The following is a 19,730-nucleotide window of genomic DNA, read 5'->3' as shown; positions in this document are numbered from 1 at the left end:
ACAAAATATGTTTTCAAAAAAAGAAAAGGCTTTCCTACCATGTAGGAAAGCCTTGTATACAAGTTATTCTATAATAACTTATGCTACATCACTTTAAAGTAACTCCCTACGCTGGCATTATCCAGATCAGGTTGAGGGTCGATGTATACTTACATCCTCTCAGCCAATTGGCTCCCCGGTTCTTAATTCGTTTTCATTGTAGCATGATTTATTTTATTGAACAAACAAAAGCATGTATAATCATTTCATTTAACTTTTGAATTCCCCAATTAACTCTTGTAACTCCTGTGAAAGCCAGCTTAAAGAACTAGCTAATTCAGCAATATCTTGTACAGACATTTCCTGTTCTTTCATACTTTCTTCAATATTACTACCACTATTCGCATACGTATTTGCGATAAGTGATAGTTCATTTACAACACGAACAATATTTTGGCTATTTTGCAATATATCACTTGAATTGCTAGAAACAACTCTAACTTGATTTGTAACAGATTGTGCTGACTTTGAAATTTTTTCAAAGAAAGCACCACTACTTTGAACAAGTTTAATTCCAGATTCTACTTCTTTTGAAGCTTTTTGCATTGAAACAACAGCTTCTTCCGTTTCAGCTTGTGTTTCCCCTATTAATTTTGCTATATCTTTTGCTGATGCTTCCGTCTGCTCTGCTAATTTACGCACTTCATCAGCAACAACGGCAAATCCCCTTCCGGTTTCCTCAGCACGCGAAGCTTCAATAGAAGCATTTAAAGCTAGCGAATTAGTTTGATTTGAAATACCTGTAATTACTGTTACAATATCACTAATTTCTTTTGATCTTGTTTCCAAAGAATAAATGATAGAAGATAAATCTTGTACTGTATTTTGTATTATGTTCATTTGATTAATCGTCTGTTCAATAACACCATTTCCTTTTACTGAATGATGCTCCATACCTTCAGACTCTTTCGCCATTTGTTTTGCAGCATTCGTTGTCTCTTCCATCTTATCTTCCATTTCACATACAATACCTAAATACTGTGGTACTGAAGTTTCTTGTGACTGAGCGCCAGCTCTTAACTCAACCATAGAACTTACGATTCCTTGGACTGCCATGCTATTCTCTTTCGTACTCACTGACAATTCTTGTGAAGATGAAGAAACCTGTTCTGCTGTCTGCTTCACTTTATCTATAATTCCTTTAAACTTCTCGATGGTATTATTAAAATACGCATTAATAATACCAATATCATCTGGTCTTTCCTCTAATTTAATACTTAAATCACCTTCACCGACTTTGCGTAATCCTTCACGTAAATCTCGCAATGGAGCAAGTGCGTTACGTACAATTAAGAATTGAATAACAGTTGCAATTAAAACAGAAATACAAATAAACATTAAACCTTGTACAATGAATTTTTCCTTTGTAATAGGAACAATAGAGGCATCTACATCAGCTGCAACAATTGCCACAATATTATCTTCTCCATCTTTAATTGGCTCTAATATCGTTACCCATGATCCTAATTCGTCTTCATATACTTCTGTCATATTTGCTTTTTTCGTGCTCATTACTTTATTATATGCTTTCATCCAACGATCTGGTTGTTTATAATAGTCTCCCGGCTTTACTTCAACAACATTTGCTAAACCTGTAGACAAACCGACGATTTGTAACTCACCTTTTTCATTTTTTTTCGCTCCAACAACATACGTTTGTCCAACACTGTTCAATTCTTTCGTTGATTCATCTAATTTCTCTGTTAATTTCTCTCTTTTTTCTCTTTCTGCCGTTGGGTCTTTTGCAACATCTCTCAATATTTCTGCGTCTAATTTATGTAACACCGTATCTCCTGTTTCAAAAGAATGCCTTTCAAATATAGACATCATACTATTTTGAAACATGTTAAAACTTAACGCTCCCATAGTACCAACAAGCGTCAAAATAACTGACACAGTTAACAATACATTTTTTTGAAGAAATGATAGTTTGTGCCAATATTTTTTCATTAACATCACCTTTCTTAATTAACTTAATATAAAGTAAAACTATTAAAATATAAACCTTATTAATAAATGATAACAGTTCTCATTTGTTTATAAATAAAAAAAAGACCAATGAAAAAGCATCGGCCAAGACCAACCCTATCCGTCCGGTAACTGGCTAGCATAGTCGTTTGACCTTAGCCCCTGTAGTTTTGCGTCCTCATGTTTCCATAAGTTTGCCTTTCTCGCTGAACGAGTTGAACGATATGGGAGTTCTATGAGAATTAAAATATTCTCTTCCAAATATTACAACATAAAAATTAAAATGTCCACCCATTTAAAGATGTAAATATAAAGTTTTAATGTATTATTTTTTCGAAATAATTTAACAAAGTTCGTGAATGTTACATTTCTTGTGTTATATAATAAAAAATGTATACAACACAAGGATTATTCTGGATATTCATTTAATTTTCATTCAAATTAAACTATTCGAATATATCTTAACTTACGAATTTCGGAGGTAGTTTATCATGTTTTGGCTACAATTTCTTACGTTACTACTCTGCATTTTTATTGGCGCACGCTTAGGCGGAGTTGGCCTAGGAGTAATGGGTGGCGTTGGTATGGCAATACTTGTTTTCGTCTTCCACTTACAACCTACAGCTCCTCCTATTGATGTAATGCTTATGATTTTAGCAGTAATTACAGCTGCCGGTGCTTTGCAAGCTGCTGGAGGAATGGATTACCTTGTTCACCTTGCTGAGAAAGCATTACGAAAAAATCCAAAGCGCATTACATTTTTTGCTCCTATTGTTACTTATTTATTCACACTATGCGCAGGAACAGGTCATGTCGCTTATTCTGTACTTCCTGTTATCGCCGAAGTATCTCGTGAATCAGGAATTAGACCTGAACGACCTATGTCAATTGCCGTTATCGCTTCACAGCAGGCAATTACAGCTAGTCCAATATCGGCTGCAACAGTTGCACTTTTAGCAATGTTAGCCGACTATAAAATCACTTTATTAGATATTTTGAAAGTCAGTATCCCTTCTACTTTTATCGCTTGTATGGTAGCTGCATTCGTTGCTAGTAAGATGGGAAAAGAATTAAATGAAGACCCTGAATACTTGAAGAGATTGAAAGAGGGAATGATTCCTAAGCTTGAAGAGAAAAAAGAATTTGTGGGTGCAAAAGGCGCTAAATTATCAGTTATCCTGTTCCTAGTAGGAACTTTCCTTGTCGTACTTCTTGGTTCATTTGAAGCACTTCGTCCGGGATGGATGGTTGACGGGAAGTTAGCTCGTCTTTCCATGCCAAACACAATTGAAATGGTTATGTTAACTATTGCAGCTCTTATTATTATTTTCTGTAAACCAAATGTAGAAAGTATTGTGTCTGGTAACGTCTTTAAAGCGGGGGCAACAGCAGTTGTTGCTATTTTCGGTATCGCTTGGATGGGAGATACTTTCTTTAACGGAAACTTAAATATGATTCAAGGATCAATTCAGCACTTAGTGACTAGTGCACCATGGCTATTTGCTATCGCATTATTCATTCTATCTATTTTACTGTATAGCCAAGCAGCGACAGTTCGTGCTTTAATGCCACTTGGACTATCACTTGGTATTCCACCAGCTTTACTAATTGCAATGTTCCCTGCAGTAAATGGATACTTCTTCATTCCAAACTACGGGACAATCGTTGCTGCAATTAACTTTGATCGTACTGGTACAACAGGCATCGGTAAATATGTATTAAATCATAGCTTTATGATTCCGGGCCTAATTGCAACATTCACTTCTATCGGAATTGGAATGCTCTTAATTTCCATTATGTTTTAAATTAAAGCACAAACCTAAAATTTTAAAGGGTTTGTGCTTTTTTAATCAAACGTTTGTTTAAATATTTTTAACCGTCCATTCTTCCATTATGTTCTTTACTATTTGTGTAAAGTCCTCTGGGAAAAGATGACCTAATCCTTCTCTCACAATTAATTTACAGTTCACATTATATTTCTCGAACATAGACATTACTTGAAGTGTGTTTTCATAAAATTGATCTTTATCTCCCGTGACAATATACCCTTTCACATTCGTTATATCATTCGATATAACGATACTTTCAATTGCCTCTACATCTCGAATAGCAGGTATAACCGCAATAAACTTTTGAGTCGCTAACATATTCTTTAACGCTAACTCTATTGCTATATTCCCCCCTTGAGAAGCTCCCGCGATGATGATATCTTCCAAGTTATATTTATTTGTAAAATCATTAAATTTTTTCATAACATCTTTTATAGCTATCTCATGATTATCCCAGCTATAAGAATTCATTCCATATATTTGTGAGGATTGAGAAAAACCTAACATATACTCATGTAGTATTTCTTCTTCACACCAATATGGTGCAAAATCATTTATGTTTGATCCTCTCCAATGTAAAGAAAATATACCTGCCTGCGCTTTTTCATTTCCATAAGTAAATAATTTTGACTGACTCATCATCTGATGCTCCTTCAAAATCTCTTCGCACTTTTTGACTATCGGCTTAAAATCTATTTTATCCTGTAATCCTTTTAAATCTTCATCATGCATGAGTGTATATGGGTTCCACCAAATTCCCCTTTGTATGGCTTCATTAAGAATAGCAATTGCCTCTTCATGCTTACCTTCCACTGAATATGCACAAGCTTGCCAAAAACTCGTTTTATCCATTCTTTCAGGAAACTCCCTTTTCGTTTCATCTATGCATCTATAAACGGCATCAAATTCCCCTTTTTCAAATAAACGAAACAACTCATTTTGCAACTCTACAAACCTATTCCGTTTCAAACAATCTCCTCCCTATTTCTAATTTTTAATATCAAAAACAAACAAAAGCTATGTAGCGTTTTAATACTACATAGCTTTTTTCTACAAACTCTTACTTACTTCCTCTATTAGCTTCTTCGTACTCTCATACGCAGATTCCGCTAAACTAATCGCAGAAATAACAGAGACACCATCCGCACCGGCTTCTATAACCGAAGCGGTATTTTCAATCGTAATCCCACCAATGCCAACAATCGGTATTGTAATTCCTTGTTCTCTAAAATGAGCTAAACCTTTCGTTCCTTGCACAGCTTTCGTATCTTTTTTCGTACTCGTTGGGAAAATAGGGCCAACACCTAAATAATCAGCTCCGTTTTCAATTGCCCAGCGTGCTTCTTCAATTGTATGGGTAGATACACCAACAATTTTATCTCCCATTTTTTCACGAACAGAAGTAATTCCTTCATCATCTTGTCCAACATGCACGCCATCTGCATCTAACTCAAGAGCTAGTTCCACATCATCATTTACGATGAATGGTACACCATACTCCTTACAAATTGCCTGTAGTTCTTTTGCGAAACAAATACGTTTCTCTCCCGTTAAAGCGCCTTCCCCCTTTTCACGAAATTGAAAAATTGTTATACCGCCTTCAAGTGCATCTCTCAATACTTGTAGTGGCTCCTTCGTACAATTGTTACTTCCCATAATAAAATATACCGATAGTAATCTAGACATTTCAGCCTTTGTAATACGCGGCATCTAGTTCCCCTCCTTACTGTATAAGCTCAATCTTCCCATACTTCTCAATATCATCTGAAGTTGTATTCGCTAACTGATTTAAAAATTCAATTTGGAAACTACCAGGTCCCTTTTCCACTGTCTTAGCAGCTGCCAGTTCCGCAGCTACACCATAAAAAGTTAATGCCGCTACTGCTGCATTTACATAATCCTTTTCTACTGCTACAAATGCTCCTATTACAGAAGTTAGTAAACAACCAGTTCCCGTAACTTTCGTTAAAATGGGATGACCATTTCGAATAAGAATAGTTCGCTCTCCATCTGTAACAACGTCTTCTTCTCCAGTAATTACCGCAACTGTATTTAATTCATCCGCTGCCTGTTTTGCAATATTTACAACATTGCCATTTCCAGCACCGGCGTCTACCCCTTTAATTTCCCATCTTTCATTAATAACGTTCGCTATTTCAGCTGCATTTCCGCGGATAATCGCTAAATCGATTTCAGCCGGAATATGTCTCGCAACTTCTGTCCGATACGATGTTGCTCCTGCACCAACTGGATCAAACAATACTGGTACATTATTCACATTTGCTGATTTACCCGCAAGTAACATCGCTTCTACTTCTTCAGGACGAAGTGTCCCCATATTTAATACTAACGCTCCAGCAATGCTAGCCATTTCTGCTACTTCTTCTTTTGCATACGCCATTACAGGCGATGCCCCTAACGCCAACAAACCGTTAGCTGTAAAATTTGTTACAACAACATTTGTAATATTATGAACGAGCGGATTAGACTCTCTCACCAAATCCACTACTTTACTAATTTCTTTCCTATTCATCCTTCTCATCCCCTAACTATAATGATGGGAGATACACAAAAAGGCACTTTGCGCGTACGCAAAGTGCCTGAACATGTGCTTTTACACTCTCCCTACGCTGGCATTATCCAACAGGTTCAAATGGTCAATGACGGATTAGTCATACTCTCAGTTTGCATCCACAAACTCCCATGTGTTACTTATTCATCTACTTCAGAGTCTACTCTTATTCTAATAAAATAACAAGTTCTTTCCTTTTAAGAATGATAGAGATCTTAACTCTCCTGGTTCAACCATTTTTCGCCTTTATATAATAAAAATGAAATTCATTTACAATGTCAATGGATACCCTTTAAAATCTGACATTTATATAAATCTTTTATTTACATAAGTAAAACTCTCCCCGGTATATTTCATCACAAATAACTCAAACCTTCCGCGAGACTGAATAGAACAAAGATGTATGCTATATTTAACGTATGGAAATTTGAAAGGATGTTTTTAAATATGGCAAAAAGTATTGTAATTGCTGAAAAACCTTCTGTTGCACGTGATATCGCACGTGTACTGAAATGTGATAAAAAAGGGAACGGCTATCTTGAAGGTAGTAAATATATTGTTACTTGGGCTTTAGGTCATCTCGTTACATTAGCTGATCCAGAAAGCTATGATGTAAAATACAAACAGTGGAATTTAGAAGATTTACCAATGCTACCGGAGCGTTTAAAACTAACCGTTATTAAACAAACAGGAAAACAGTTTAACGCTGTAAAAAGTCAGCTTCTTAGAAAAGATGTAAATGAAATCATTATAGCTACTGACGCCGGTCGTGAGGGAGAGTTGGTCGCACGCTGGATTATCGATAAAGTTAAAATGCAGAAACCAATTAAACGTCTATGGATTTCATCTGTTACCGATAAAGCAATTAAAGATGGCTTCGCAAATTTAAAACCAGGAAAAGCATATGATAATCTATACGCTTCTGCTGTCGCACGTTCAGAGGCTGACTGGTATATCGGCCTTAATGCGACTCGAGCATTAACTACTCGCTTTAATGCTCAACTAAATTGTGGTCGTGTCCAAACACCTACTGTAGCCATGATTGCAAGCCGTGAAGATGAAATCAAACATTTCAAAGCTCAAACTTACTATGGTATCGAAGCTCAAACAGCTGAGAGATTAAAACTAACTTGGCAAGATACAAAAGGAAATAGTCGCAGCTTCAATAAAGAAAAAATCGATGCACTTGTGAATAAAATCAGTAAGCAAAATGCTACTGTTGTAGACATTGATAAAAAACAAAAGAAATCGTTCGCTCCTGGTCTTTACGATTTAACTGAGCTACAACGTGATGCGAATAAAATATTTGGTTACTCTGCGAAAGAAACATTAAACATTATGCAAAAATTATATGAACAGCATAAAGTTTTAACGTACCCTCGTACAGATTCACGCTATATTTCATCTGATATTGTCGGAACACTTCCAGAGCGTCTGAAAGCTTGCGGAGTTGGAGAATACCGTCCTTTAGCACATAAAGTATTGCAGAAACCTGTAAAATCTAATAAATCATTTGTTGATGATAGTAAAGTAAGTGATCATCACGCAATTATTCCAACAGAGAGCTATGTAAACTTCTCAGCTTTCACAGATAAAGAACGTAAAATTTATGACTTAGTTGTAAAACGTTTCTTAGCTGTTTTATTCCCGGCCTTTGAATATGAACAACTAACATTGCGCACGAAAATTGGTGACGAAACGTTCATCGCACGCGGAAAAACGATTTTACATGCTGGTTGGAAAGAGGTTTATGAAAATCGATTTGAAGATGATGATGCAATCGATGATGTTAGAGAACAAATCTTACCTCGAATCGAAAAAGGCGATACATTAAACATAAAACTAATTGTCCAAACATCAGGTCAAACGAAAGCACCTGCACGCTTTAATGAAGCAACATTACTTTCAGCGATGGAAAACCCAACAAAATACATGGATACGCAAAACAAACAACTTGCTGACACGTTAAAGTCAACTGGTGGATTAGGTACTGTAGCAACGCGTGCTGATATTATCGACAAGTTATTCAATTCGTTCTTACTTGAAAAACGTGGTAAAGATATTCATATTACTTCAAAAGGCCGTCAGTTACTTGATTTAGTGCCAGAAGAACTGAAATCTCCTACACTAACTGGTGAATGGGAGCAAAAGTTAGAAGCTATCGCTAAAGGAAAATTAAAGAAAGAAGTATTCATTTCAGAAATGAAGAACTATACGAAAGAAATTGTTGCTGAAATTAAATCGAGTGATAAAAAATATAAACATGACAACATTTCAACGAAGTCTTGTCCAGACTGCGGTAAACCGATGTTAGAAGTAAACGGCAAAAAAGGTAAAATGCTCGTTTGCCAAGACCGTGAGTGTGGTCATCGTAAAAATGTATCTCGTACAACAAACGCTCGTTGTCCGCAATGTAAGAAGAAACTAGAACTACGTGGTGAAGGAGCGGGCCAAATTTTCGCATGTAAATGTGGCTATCGTGAGAAACTTTCTACATTCCAAGAGAGACGTAAAAAAGAATCCGGCAGCAAAGCTGATAAACGTGACGTCCAAAAATATATGAAACAACAGAACAAAGAAGAAGAACCATTAAACAATCCATTCGCAGAAGCATTAAAGAAATTAAAATTTGATTAAACAAAAAGGTTCCTACCACTATCGGTAGGAACCTTTTATTTTTAATGAATAATTTTACTTCCTTTTGCGTTCTCAACAAACTTTTCACTCGATTTGTTAATTGGTGTTTTCAGTAATAACGCAGCAATAATCATAACTACTACGAAAACACTTAACACAAGTAAATCTCTTATTACTATATCCCAAAGCATTCCGCCAACTGTTTCACGAATTGCACTAATTGCATATGTGAATGGTAAGAACGGATAAATCGCTTGGAAGAATGGTGGTGTCATTTGAATTGGGAACGTACCACCCGATCCTGCTACTTGTAGTACAAGTAAAATAATCGCCATCGATTTCCCAACGTTTCCGAAAATAGAAACGAGTGAGTATACGATACAAACAAAGACTCCACCGATAAATAAACTAAATAACACAAACCAGAACTTATCGACTACGTACGTACCGAGTAAGAATATATCTCCCATTGATACGATAAACGCTTGTGAAAGACCTATCGTTAAGAATGTTAATAAACGTCCGAAGTAAACTTCATGGCTCTTATAATTCGCGCCCTCTTCATGTACTTCTACCGTTAATAACGAAACCATTAATAATGCGCCTACCCATAATGCAAGCACTGTATAGAATGGTGACATTGCTGAACCGTAGTTCGGCATTGCAAATAATTTATTCTCTTTTAAATTTACTGGATTCGCGAAGTAATCACTTTGCTTTTCAACATCATTCTTTAATAAGCGTATGATGTCTTTTATATCCTCTTCTGATTCAAAATCACGAATTTTATTTGCTAATTCTTTAATCTTTTTCTCAGTAGCTGGCATTTCAGCTTTAATATCTGCAATTTTCTTTTGACCATCTACTAAGCCTTTTGATGAGTCTTCAAGTAATTTTTTCACATCTGGAAGCTTCTTATCTGCCTCGCCTAAAATTTGAGATGTATTTTTAGACATCTCTTTTGTACGAGCAATTGCTGCATTGAAATTTGGAGTGATTTCTGAGTCATATTTAGCTAAAATGTCACCAATTTGGCCCGAAACATTTTTAGACACTTGATTAATACTTTCAATAACATCTGCTGCTGGTTTTTGACCTTTATTAATAGCGTCAATTCCTTTATCAGTTAAATCCATTCCTTTTTGCAAACCATCTTTTGCTTTATTTAACTTAGCGATTGTGCCATTAAGATTTTTATCACTATTCACATCGCCCAAAACTTTATTTGTACTTTCCATAACCGGAATCATATCATTAACTAAATTCCATCCTGCTTTGAACTGTCCATTTAAATCATTTAAGGCTACTTTTGTAGAATCTAATCCATTAACACCTTTGTTACTTAAGTCTTCTCTTGCTTTTTCAAGCTCCGTTTTTAATCTGCTGTAATCATTTACAGCCTTATCATATTTTTCTCTACCATTGTCTAATGCTTCATTTGTTTGGTTTACTAAATCATTTGCTGCTTTTATATCTTGATTTAAATTCCCTCTTAACTGCTGAGCGTCTTCTTTTACATTTTCAGCTGTGTTTTTCAATTGCTCAGCTGTGCTTACTGCTTTTTCGAAATCTGCTACAAATGTTGCGTTATAGTCCTTCTCAGCCTGATTAACTAAATTATTCACTGTGTCTAGTTTTTGATTAATACCATCTCGCACATCTTGTTTAACTTCTTGTCCCGAACTAATTAAATTTCCTACATGCTTAACTCTGTTATTAACATCCACCATAGAATTTTTAAGCACTTTTAGACTTTCCGCTCTGTTTCCAAAGAACTGCTTACCAAAGTCCGTTGAAGCTGATTCTTTAAAAGTTGTAAAGAAATCAATTAAATATGAAACACTATCAATACGGTCTTGGAGAAGTTTTGAAGCATCCTGAACGTTTTTCTGAGCTACAGCTGGGTCCACACCCTTATTTTGAAGCCCATCCATAACACTTTTCACATATGCCGTTCCAACACGAGTAGAATTGAAAACATTGTTTACAGTTTGATCAATATTTGTAGCAATATTTTTATACCCCTCACCATTCACTTGCGGTAACGCTGGAATTTCTGGTATTTGTGGTACGTGCGGAATAGTTATATTAGGCAACACTGGGAATTTAGCCGGATCTGGAAGTGTCAGATTAGAATCAAATGATGGATTTTTTAAGAAATCTGTAATTGCTGCCGCACTATCTAAACCTTGTTGCATTACAATTAAATTATTCTTAATAGTTCCTGGAGCACGTTTCAATGTTTCATCATTTCTCGCAAAGAATTTATCTAAATTCCCTAACGCTTCTTGCCCATCATTCATAACACTTTCTACAACTGGTAACTCTTTTTGCGCTACTTTCACAACATCTTCTGCCCGAGTCGCATCATCTAATGCCTTATCCACAAGTGTATTCATTTCTGGGAACTGTGCTTCTAACTTAAAGACAAGATCCTTGACCTTCTCAATACTCGGTAAGTTAGTTTCTAAATCGATTCCAAGGTCATTGAAGATTTTAAAAATCTCACCGTTTGCTGTTTTAACAAAGTTTTTACTAACCTCTTCTGTAAGACCCGATGCACCTTTAGCTGTAATCTTCGGTGCAATGGCATTCACCTTTTCATTTACATAGTAATCAATTTCTGGTTTCTGTGGATTTTCATTCAAGACTGTTGCAATCTTTTCAGAAAAATCTTTTGGAATAGTAATACTTGCGGAATAATCTCCACGCTCTACTCCATAAATTGCTTGCTTTTCATCAACAAACTTCCATCCGAAATTTTTGTCCTTCTTAAGTGAATCTACAATTTCTTCTCCGATGTTAATATCTTTCCCTCTTAAATTTGATCCAACATCTTGGTTAGAAACTGCAATCTGGATTCCTTTCGTATTTCCGTAAGGATCCCAAGAAGCTTTAATGTTAAACCATGCATATAACGATGGTAAAATCATTAACCCTAAAACAATAACAATTGCAGCCCAATGTTTGGCTACATTCCGTAAATCTGTCTTATAAATACGCCAAATTTGTTTCATAAAAGTTATCACCTAATTATATATTTTTCCTTCTTTAGAAAATGATACATACATTTTGCAATTATATCACTTTCTACATCGTGGATTAACCAAAAACGCACTATTTTTCCATTAAATATTTCACCTACTTCATTATATAACGAAGTAGAAAAAGTATGCATACAAAATGACCAAATTAGTTTTACATTCAATAATAACAAATATATAGGAAATGTCATAAAAAATACAAGTATTTTCTCTTGGAAATACTTGTATTCATCAAAAAAATCCTCACAGCTTTTTATTATCTGTGAGGATTTCTTCTATTATATATCTAATTGTACCTCTACACCGAAATGATCTGAAATTACATTTCGATTTGTACCATTAAAAATAACTTTTGAAGAACTAACCATTTTACTTTGATTACTTAATATTAAGTCGATTCTTAAGTTTTGTTTATTTTCATCCCAACCAGCAATCTCACCTTGGACAGTTGTTCCTTCATCCTTCTCCATTGCTAGTTCATATGTGTCGTATAAGCCTTTTTGCATAATGTACTCATAACCCTCTCCTTGCAAACGAGCATTGTTATTAAAATCACCCATTAGGAAGGAAAGTCCATTGCTATTTACACGCTCCATTAAACGATTGACTTGACCTTTGAATGATTCTTCTTCATCATTCCACCAGCCAAGATGGCAAGAATAAAACGTTATATTCTTATCATTATAAGCAATTGTTGCACTTACAATTTTGCGTGTTTTCCAATACGTTGTATCCTTATTTTCTGAGATAAAGAACGTATCTTCCTTTACAATGTTGTGCTTTGTTATAATTGCTAATCCTTCCTCGTACACATCATATCCAATATGAGAGAAATCCCAAATAATATTGTATTCTTTTACATTTAATGCTCTTAACTCTTCTAGCAGTAAAAGTCCAAAATTATCTTTTTTCTTGTTACCGCATACATTTTCAGCTTGTATAGACTGACTTACTTCTTGCAATGCGATCACATCATAATCTTCTTCTTGAATTACTTTAGCAAGATACTTTATTTTTTCAATTTGATTCTCTTCTTGCCAAGAGTGACAATTTAAAGTTAGCAATTTCATATTATTACGCACCTAACATATCTTGAATGTCTGACTTTAATACGTCAGCTTTCGGGCCATATACTGCTTGTACACCTTTATCTTTTACGATAAGTCCTAAAGCACCATTTTGTTTCCATTGTGCTTCTGGTGCAACAACATCTAAATCTTTTACTGTTACACGTAAACGTGTCATACAAGCATCTACGTCAGCAATATTTTCTTTTCCACCTAATAAATCGATAACTTTTGTTGCTAATGAACCATCTTGTACGTTTCCTGTTCCTTCTGATGACTCATCTTCATTATCAATATAGTTACCCGCACGACCTGGTGTTGGTAAATTGAACTTTTTAATTAAGAAGTTGAATAATGTAAAATTAAGACCGAAGAACACTAATGAAACGATAACGAAATTGATTAAATCTCTTGTTAAACCTGCGTTAACCATCATTGGTGTACGAGTAATTAACTCAATAAATCCAAATGCATGAACACGTAAATGAATTAAATCTGCTAATGCGAATGCAAGTCCTGTTGTAATTGCATATACAACATATAATACTGGTGCAATAAACATGAACATGAATTCAATTGGTTCTGTAACACCTGTTAAGAATACTGCTAATGCTGCTGATAAGAACATTGGTTTATATTTTGCACGCTTATCTTTATCTACGTTACGGAACATCGCGAATGCGATACCCATTAAAGCTGCTGATGAACCAATAACTTGTCCCGCTTTGAAGCGAGCTGGTACGACATTATTTAATAAATCGTTATATGCTTTCGTATCTCCACTTGCTAATAAGTTATTTAAATCTGTAATCCATGCAAGCCACAATGGATCTTGTCCTGCTACGATTTGTCCAACTTTTGAGCCAGTTAACATCGTGTATGTTCCGCCTAGCTCTGTGTAGTTCATCGGAATCGTTAACATATGATGTAATCCAAATGGTAATAATAAACGTTCTAATGTTCCATATACAAATGGCGCAACAACTGGCGCACTATCTTTAGATGCTGCAATCCAACGACCAAATTCATTTAATCCACTTTGGATAAATGGCCATAAAAGTGATAATACAATCGCAGTGACTGTAGACCAAACAATTACAACGAACGGTACGAATCGTTTTCCATTAAAGAATGCTAATGCCTGTGGCAATTTATTATAGTTATAATACTTGTTATATAAAGTAGCTCCTAAGAAACCTGTGATAATCCCTACGAAAACTCCCATGTTTAATGCTGGTGCACCAAGTACAGAAGTAAAGTAATCTTTTACAACTAAATCTCCTGCTAATACTGAAGAAACTGTCGCTTTTGAATCCGCTAACATTTGAGCGTTTACGCCAAATATAGCTCCTGTAATTCTATTGGTTAAGACGAATGCTAATAGTGCTGCAAATGCACCACCTGCGCGATCCTTCGCCCAAGATCCCCCAATTGCTACTGCGAATAAAATGTGTAGATTTGTAATAATTGCCCAACCGATGTCTTCCATTACGCGAGCAATTGTATGAACTGCGTTAATATCCCCAGCAGACATCCCAATTAACTTCCCGATAGAAATCATTAAGCCCGCTGCTGGCATTACAGCTACAACAACTAATAATGCCTTCCCGAACTTTTGCCAAAAATCAAAAGACGTAATTTTCATCTGTTCTTCCTCCCCTTTATTTATAACAACATAATGATTTAAATTATAATTTCTGTTTCTCTTATGAAAACGATTCCTTATATCCTATTTTTTTATTGCGCAACCGTTTTCATAAATCTATTTTAATAAAAGCGTTTTCACATTGCAATAGAAATTTATTTTTTTTCATAAAAAAAGATGCTCAAAGAGCATCCTTTTTTATTATAAAATGCGATAAACCCTTGTTTCATAAGGTTTTAACGTGATTGAAGTTACTTGTTCATTTTCCGTAACTTCATAGTTATTTAAAAGCAAACGTTTGCGTTCTAGTGCAAATAAAGGCTCGTTATACACAGCTTCCTCTTTTGAGATATTACTAATTACAATGACTTTTTCATCCTGTAACGTACGTGTATACGCATAAATTTGTGGATCGTCCTCTAAAAGTAAATCGTACGTACCATAATTCAATACATCGTGCTCTTTTTTCAAGGCAATCATTTTTTTATAGAAATTGAAAATAGACTTTTCGTCATTTTTTTGCTTTTCAACATTAATTTCTTTGTAATTTGGATTCATGCCAAACCAAGGTGCACTTGTTGTGAAACCAGCATTCATCTCATCGTTCCACTGCATAGGTGTACGTGAATTATCACGGCAAGAAGCCCATATAATTTCCATCATATCTTGATGTGATACGCCCTCTGCAATTTTCTCTCGATATAAATTTTTAATTGCTACATCATCGTAATCTTCAATATTTGGTAACTGAACATTTGTCATACCAATTTCTTGTCCTTGATAAATAAACGGTGTACCGTGCATAAAGAAATACATCGCTCCTAGAGCTGTTGCACTTTCACGCCAATATTGTTTATCATCTCCCCACGTTGAAACGATACGTGGCTTATCGTGATTCTCGATATATAAAGCATTCCATCCCTTATTTTCTAATCCTTTTTGCCATTTCGTTAATACCTTTTTCAATCCTACAACATCAAGGTCTTTCTTCTTTTCTGCATCCCATAAGCTTAAATGTTCAAACTGGAATACCATATTGAATTTACCTTGCTCTTCTCCAACCCAAAGCTCAGCATCTTCAATCTTAACGCCATTAGCTTCACCAACAGTCATAATATCGTACTTAGAAAATGTATTTTCTTTTAACTCTTCTAATAAAGGTTGAATACCGTCCACATTCATATGTTTATCAAAAGATGGTACATATTTTAATTCTTTTGGATTTGGCATATCCTTGAAGCCATCTTCTTTTTTAATATGACTAATTGCATCAACACGGAAACCATCAATCCCTTTATCAAGCCACCAATTAACTGTATCATATAACACTTCACGAACTTCTTTATTCTCCCAGTTTAAATCTGGTTGTTTACGTGAGAATAAATGTAAATAATATTGTTCTGTTACTTCATCATACTCCCATGCCGAACCATTAAAAATACTTTCCCAGTTGTTTGGTTCTACGCCGTCTTTACCATCATGCCAAATGTACCAATCACGCTTCGGATTGTCTTTAGATGAACGAGATTCAATAAACCATGGATGTTCATCACTCGTATGATTAATAACTAAATCAATAATAAGTTTCATGTCACGCTTATGAACTTCATCTAGTAAAGCATCAAAATCTGCCATTGTACCAAACTCATCCATAATATCTTGATAATCACTAATATCATAACCATTATCATCATTAGGCGACTTATACATTGGACAAATCCAAATTACATCTATACCTAAATCTTTTAAATAATCCAGCTTTGCAATAATACCTTGTAAATCTCCAATACCATCACCATTCGAATCCATAAAGCTTCGTGGATAAATTTGATAAGCAACTGCTTCTTTCCACCATGTTTTCTTCATAATAACTCTCTCCTTTTGCATCTCGATTTTTTATGCAAACGTTTTCGTAACACTATCATAACAAAATATGGAGAGTTTGCAACGAGAATTTTTCACACTACTATTAAATATCTACATTCCATTACGAAATCATCCCCTATTTCATTGTGATCGCATAAGTTTTATTACTATCAGACTTGATTAGCTTACTTTCCAAAATATAAAGTGTGAGTCTTCACTTTCCACTTATCTTCTTTGCTTTCACTAGATTTTGAAGTACGAGTATCATTATCCATTAATGTAAAATTCTTACTTTTCACATTAACCGATTGCGTATCTGATTGAATTCAAAAAAGATGATTCCTGTTTTCATACAGAGATCACCTTCTTAAAGTTACATTATTTGTTTAGTACCCTTTAAAAGGGTGACATTTCAACTTCCTTCTCCAAACCAATTCATTCCATTACCTATATAATTTAATTGCCCTGCTTCCTCTTCTTTCTTCTTCTCATATAAACAGAAAGTAAGAGTACAACTAAAATAAAGATTGGAACGGCCATCATCCAATCTTTGGACGTAGATGGTTTTGAAATCATTTCTTTTTCTTTTACTTCATAAGGAATTCGATGCCCCCTAATTAACAAACGATGTGTATTCACACCATAAGGAGTACATGTAATTAAAGTAGCGTAATCCTTATTTTCCACAATTAATAAATCATCTACTTCATGCGGCAATACAACTTTAATTTGATCTACTTTATAAGCGAGGACCTTATCTAGTGAATGAATATAAAAAACATCCGATTCCTTCATTTTATCTAAATCAGTAAATAATACTGCAGAAGGTAAACCTCGATGCCCCGTTAAAACAGTGTGTGTGCTTGTTCCACCTACTGGCAATGAAGACTTATCTAAATGACCTACACCGCGACTCAAAGCTGCCTCCGAAGTCCCTTGATAGATTGGAAGCTTCACATTAATCTGAGGTATCTCAATATACCCCATTGTATCGCCTAGATTTAAAGCATCTGCATAAGAATTTTGATCATCTTTTTGTTGCTCAGCAAATGGATCTGCAAATGTTTGCCCAGAGCTTTGAACTTGCTTATTATGCTCATCCGCCTCTTTTTCTCGACGTTCGAGCTCTTTCTTTTGAAGGGACTTTACAGCTTTATCATAGGAACTAACTTGAGAATAATGTGTTCTTGTCGCGAACCAATCGCTTACAGTTGGATACAAAAATATACCCATTCCTAATAAAAAAATGCATCCAAAAACGATATTTTGTTTCATAGTACCCCCTTTAAGTATTTAAAAATATTAAAAAGAGGAAAGCTATTCGCTTCTCCTCTTTTTATGCTATATCATTATCATTTTCTAAAACCTTAATTTTTCGCTGTATTTCTTCTGAAGAAAACAAATGCTGCTACAGCCATCAACACAAGACCTACTACAGTAAATAGCATTGTTCCCATACCACCTGTTGAAGGAAGTACCCAGCCACTTTTATTATTCTCTACTTTTAATTCAATAGTTTTGTGCTCCGCATTAATTGTTACATCAATTGGATCTCTTAATTTTTGATAAGAAGCTTTTGTACCATCTTCTTTTTCGTAAATTGGTGCTTTCGTTTCAACTACTTGGTATTCTCCGTATGGGAGGTTATTCCATGTAATAATACCATTTTCATCAGATACACCTTTTACTTCTTGCTTTCCTACTACTACCATATTACCTTTTTTATCTTGTAATTCGAATTCTGCACCTTGTAATTTCTTATTATCAGCACCATCAACTTTCGTCAACTCAATGCTACCAGCTGTTGGAACAACAATTACCGGCTTAGATTCTTTTTTATCTGTTACATTATTATTATTTTCAAAATCGATTGCCGCTGTATTTGGAATTTCCGTTCCAGCTGCTACGTCTTCTTTAATCTGTGATTTAATTTGTAAATGCAACTCTTTTTTTCCATTTAATTTTGAGAAATCTTTCACAGTCGCTGTTACCTTTTGACCTTCTACAACTACTTCTACCACACTTGAATCTACTTCTACACCATCGATGTACACAACTGGTTTTCCTTGAATTACTAATCGATTATCTAACGTATCCGTTACAACATACTGTTTATATTCTTTAATATCTTCTGGAATTAATGTTTTAATATCATAGTTATAATCTGTTTGTGTATTAATTGGTAAGAACTCTAAATCTTTATTAATCTTTTTGTCAATCGTTGGCTCCTCATAGTTCTTTACTTCCACAGTCTCTACTTTACCAGATGTAATTGAGCCGTCCTCATTAATTGTACCTGATTGAGTAATTGAAAATGCATGTTTTGTTGGATCCTTAACATAACCTTTTGGTGCTTCTTTCTCTTGGAAATAATATTTACCATACTCTAAACCTTGTACACGAATTTTACCATCTGTACCTGTTACTAACTCTTCTTTAACTACTTTACCATCCTCTTTATATAAAGAGAATTTTACATCTTTAAGTACTTTATCTTTCGCACCTATTTTTGTTAATTCTACTGCTCCACGTTTGATTTCATTCTTTGGATACATGTGGACATCGTAGTTCAACACATCACCCGTTTTACTTGTCATTGGAATGTCGACTGTATACGTATTTGGATTTAAGTTAACATGTTCTGGTCCAGCAACTTCTTTTACTTCATAACGTCCTAACGGTAAATCTGTAAATACTGCCTCACCTTTATCAGTTGTCATCATTTTAATTGACTCTGCGTTTGTTACAGGCTTTACATTTTCCTTTGCAATCTTTCCATCATTTGAAATCTTTTCGAATGACGCAATTTGCTTAATTTCAAATGTTACACCTTTTAATGGCTTAACGTCTTCAGGTACTGTTTGATTCGCAGAGCCATCACCTTCTACACCTTGCTCCCCATTTTTTTCTTGTTCGTACTTATGAATCGTTAAAGAACCCGTATTTTTTGATGCTGCACTCACAAACATACTAGGCAACATAGAAAACGTTAATGCTAAAATTAACAACATACTAAAAATCTTTTTCATATTATTCTTCCTCACTATCTCTATAAATTTTTCA

At 34.8% G+C, this 19,730-nt stretch carries 12 protein-coding genes and 3 riboswitches; of the genes, 2 read left to right on the top strand and 10 right to left on the bottom strand.

All coding sequences use genetic code 11. From position 1 onward, the window contains the following. Nucleotides 1-86: 86 nt before the first annotated feature. Nucleotides 87-188: riboswitch (TPP riboswitch) on the bottom strand. 61 nt (nucleotides 189-249) lie between these two features. Then, the gene (locus LUS72_RS02215) at nucleotides 250-1,989 is read right to left on the bottom strand and encodes a methyl-accepting chemotaxis protein (RefSeq protein WP_264448560.1); all 1,740 of its coding nucleotides are present in this window, start codon (nucleotides 1,987-1,989) and stop codon (nucleotides 250-252) included. Nucleotides 1,990-2,131: 142 nt separating this feature from the next. Continuing rightward, a riboswitch (cyclic di-GMP riboswitch) is annotated at nucleotides 2,132-2,216 on the bottom strand. 282 nt (nucleotides 2,217-2,498) lie between these two features. On the opposite strand from LUS72_RS02215, the gene LUS72_RS02210 reads away from it, so the two are divergent. Further along, on the top strand, nucleotides 2,499-3,812 hold the full coding sequence (locus LUS72_RS02210) for an anaerobic C4-dicarboxylate transporter family protein (protein WP_000498716.1): 1,314 nt from the start codon (nucleotides 2,499-2,501) through the stop codon (nucleotides 3,810-3,812). A 57-nt stretch (nucleotides 3,813-3,869) separates the two neighbouring features. Here LUS72_RS02210 and LUS72_RS02205 read toward each other — a convergent pair whose 3' ends face one another. The 3 genes from LUS72_RS02205 to thiM all read right to left on the bottom strand — a co-directional run bounded on the left by LUS72_RS02205 (nucleotide 3,870) and on the right by thiM (nucleotide 6,369). After that, nucleotides 3,870-4,805 (bottom strand): alpha/beta hydrolase, encoded by a 936-nt coding sequence (locus LUS72_RS02205; RefSeq protein ID WP_264448558.1) that lies wholly within the window; start codon nucleotides 4,803-4,805, stop codon nucleotides 3,870-3,872. A gap of 81 nt (nucleotides 4,806-4,886) precedes the next feature. After that, entirely contained in the window at nucleotides 4,887-5,546 is a 660-nt protein-coding gene (gene thiE, locus LUS72_RS02200) for a thiamine phosphate synthase (protein ID WP_097828943.1), read from the bottom strand. Between the two features lie 13 nt (nucleotides 5,547-5,559). Continuing rightward, nucleotides 5,560-6,369 (bottom strand): hydroxyethylthiazole kinase, encoded by an 810-nt coding sequence (gene thiM, locus LUS72_RS02195; protein WP_264448557.1) that lies wholly within the window; start codon nucleotides 6,367-6,369, stop codon nucleotides 5,560-5,562. Nucleotides 6,370-6,441: 72 nt separating this feature from the next. Further along, nucleotides 6,442-6,551: riboswitch (TPP riboswitch) on the bottom strand. A 304-nt stretch (nucleotides 6,552-6,855) separates the two neighbouring features. Here thiM and topB point away from each other — a divergent pair. Next, nucleotides 6,856-9,045: a DNA topoisomerase III gene (topB, locus tag LUS72_RS02190; RefSeq protein WP_264448556.1), complete on the top strand. Its 2,190-nt coding sequence runs from the start codon at nucleotides 6,856-6,858 to the stop codon at nucleotides 9,043-9,045. A gap of 41 nt (nucleotides 9,046-9,086) precedes the next feature. Here the strand turns inward: topB and LUS72_RS02185 are convergent, their stop codons facing one another. The 6 genes from LUS72_RS02185 to LUS72_RS02160 form a co-directional block, all read right to left on the bottom strand. Further along, entirely contained in the window at nucleotides 9,087-12,062 is a 2,976-nt protein-coding gene (locus LUS72_RS02185; protein WP_264448555.1) for a YhgE/Pip domain-containing protein, read from the bottom strand. Nucleotides 12,063-12,367: 305 nt separating this feature from the next. After that, nucleotides 12,368-13,159, bottom strand: a complete 792-nt coding sequence (locus LUS72_RS02180) for an endonuclease/exonuclease/phosphatase family protein (protein WP_097828948.1) — start codon at nucleotides 13,157-13,159, stop codon at nucleotides 12,368-12,370. Between the two features lie 4 nt (nucleotides 13,160-13,163). Beyond that, nucleotides 13,164-14,801, bottom strand: coding sequence for a PTS transporter subunit IIBC (locus LUS72_RS02175; RefSeq protein WP_097828949.1), 1,638 nt, complete (start codon nucleotides 14,799-14,801; stop codon nucleotides 13,164-13,166). A 201-nt stretch (nucleotides 14,802-15,002) separates the two neighbouring features. Next, the gene (locus LUS72_RS02170) at nucleotides 15,003-16,667 is read right to left on the bottom strand and encodes a glycoside hydrolase family 13 protein (protein ID WP_097828950.1); all 1,665 of its coding nucleotides are present in this window, start codon (nucleotides 16,665-16,667) and stop codon (nucleotides 15,003-15,005) included. Nucleotides 16,668-17,123: 456 nt separating this feature from the next. Further along, the gene (locus tag LUS72_RS02165) at nucleotides 17,124-17,942 is read right to left on the bottom strand and encodes a class C sortase (RefSeq protein ID WP_264448552.1); all 819 of its coding nucleotides are present in this window, start codon (nucleotides 17,940-17,942) and stop codon (nucleotides 17,124-17,126) included. Between the two features lie 92 nt (nucleotides 17,943-18,034). After that, nucleotides 18,035-19,696 carry a SpaH/EbpB family LPXTG-anchored major pilin gene (locus LUS72_RS02160; RefSeq protein ID WP_264448550.1) on the bottom strand — a complete coding sequence of 554 codons (1,662 nt, stop codon included), beginning with the start codon at nucleotides 19,694-19,696 and terminating at the stop codon, nucleotides 18,035-18,037. Nucleotides 19,697-19,730 lie beyond the last annotated feature (34 nt).

This window comes from Bacillus cereus (assembly GCF_025917685.1).
In the GTDB taxonomy this organism is placed as follows: Bacteria; Bacillota; Bacilli; order Bacillales; family Bacillaceae_G; genus Bacillus_A; species Bacillus_A cereus_AT.
The sequence above is the reverse complement of the archived record's forward strand: the minus strand, read 5'-3'. Positions and strand labels throughout refer to the sequence as shown.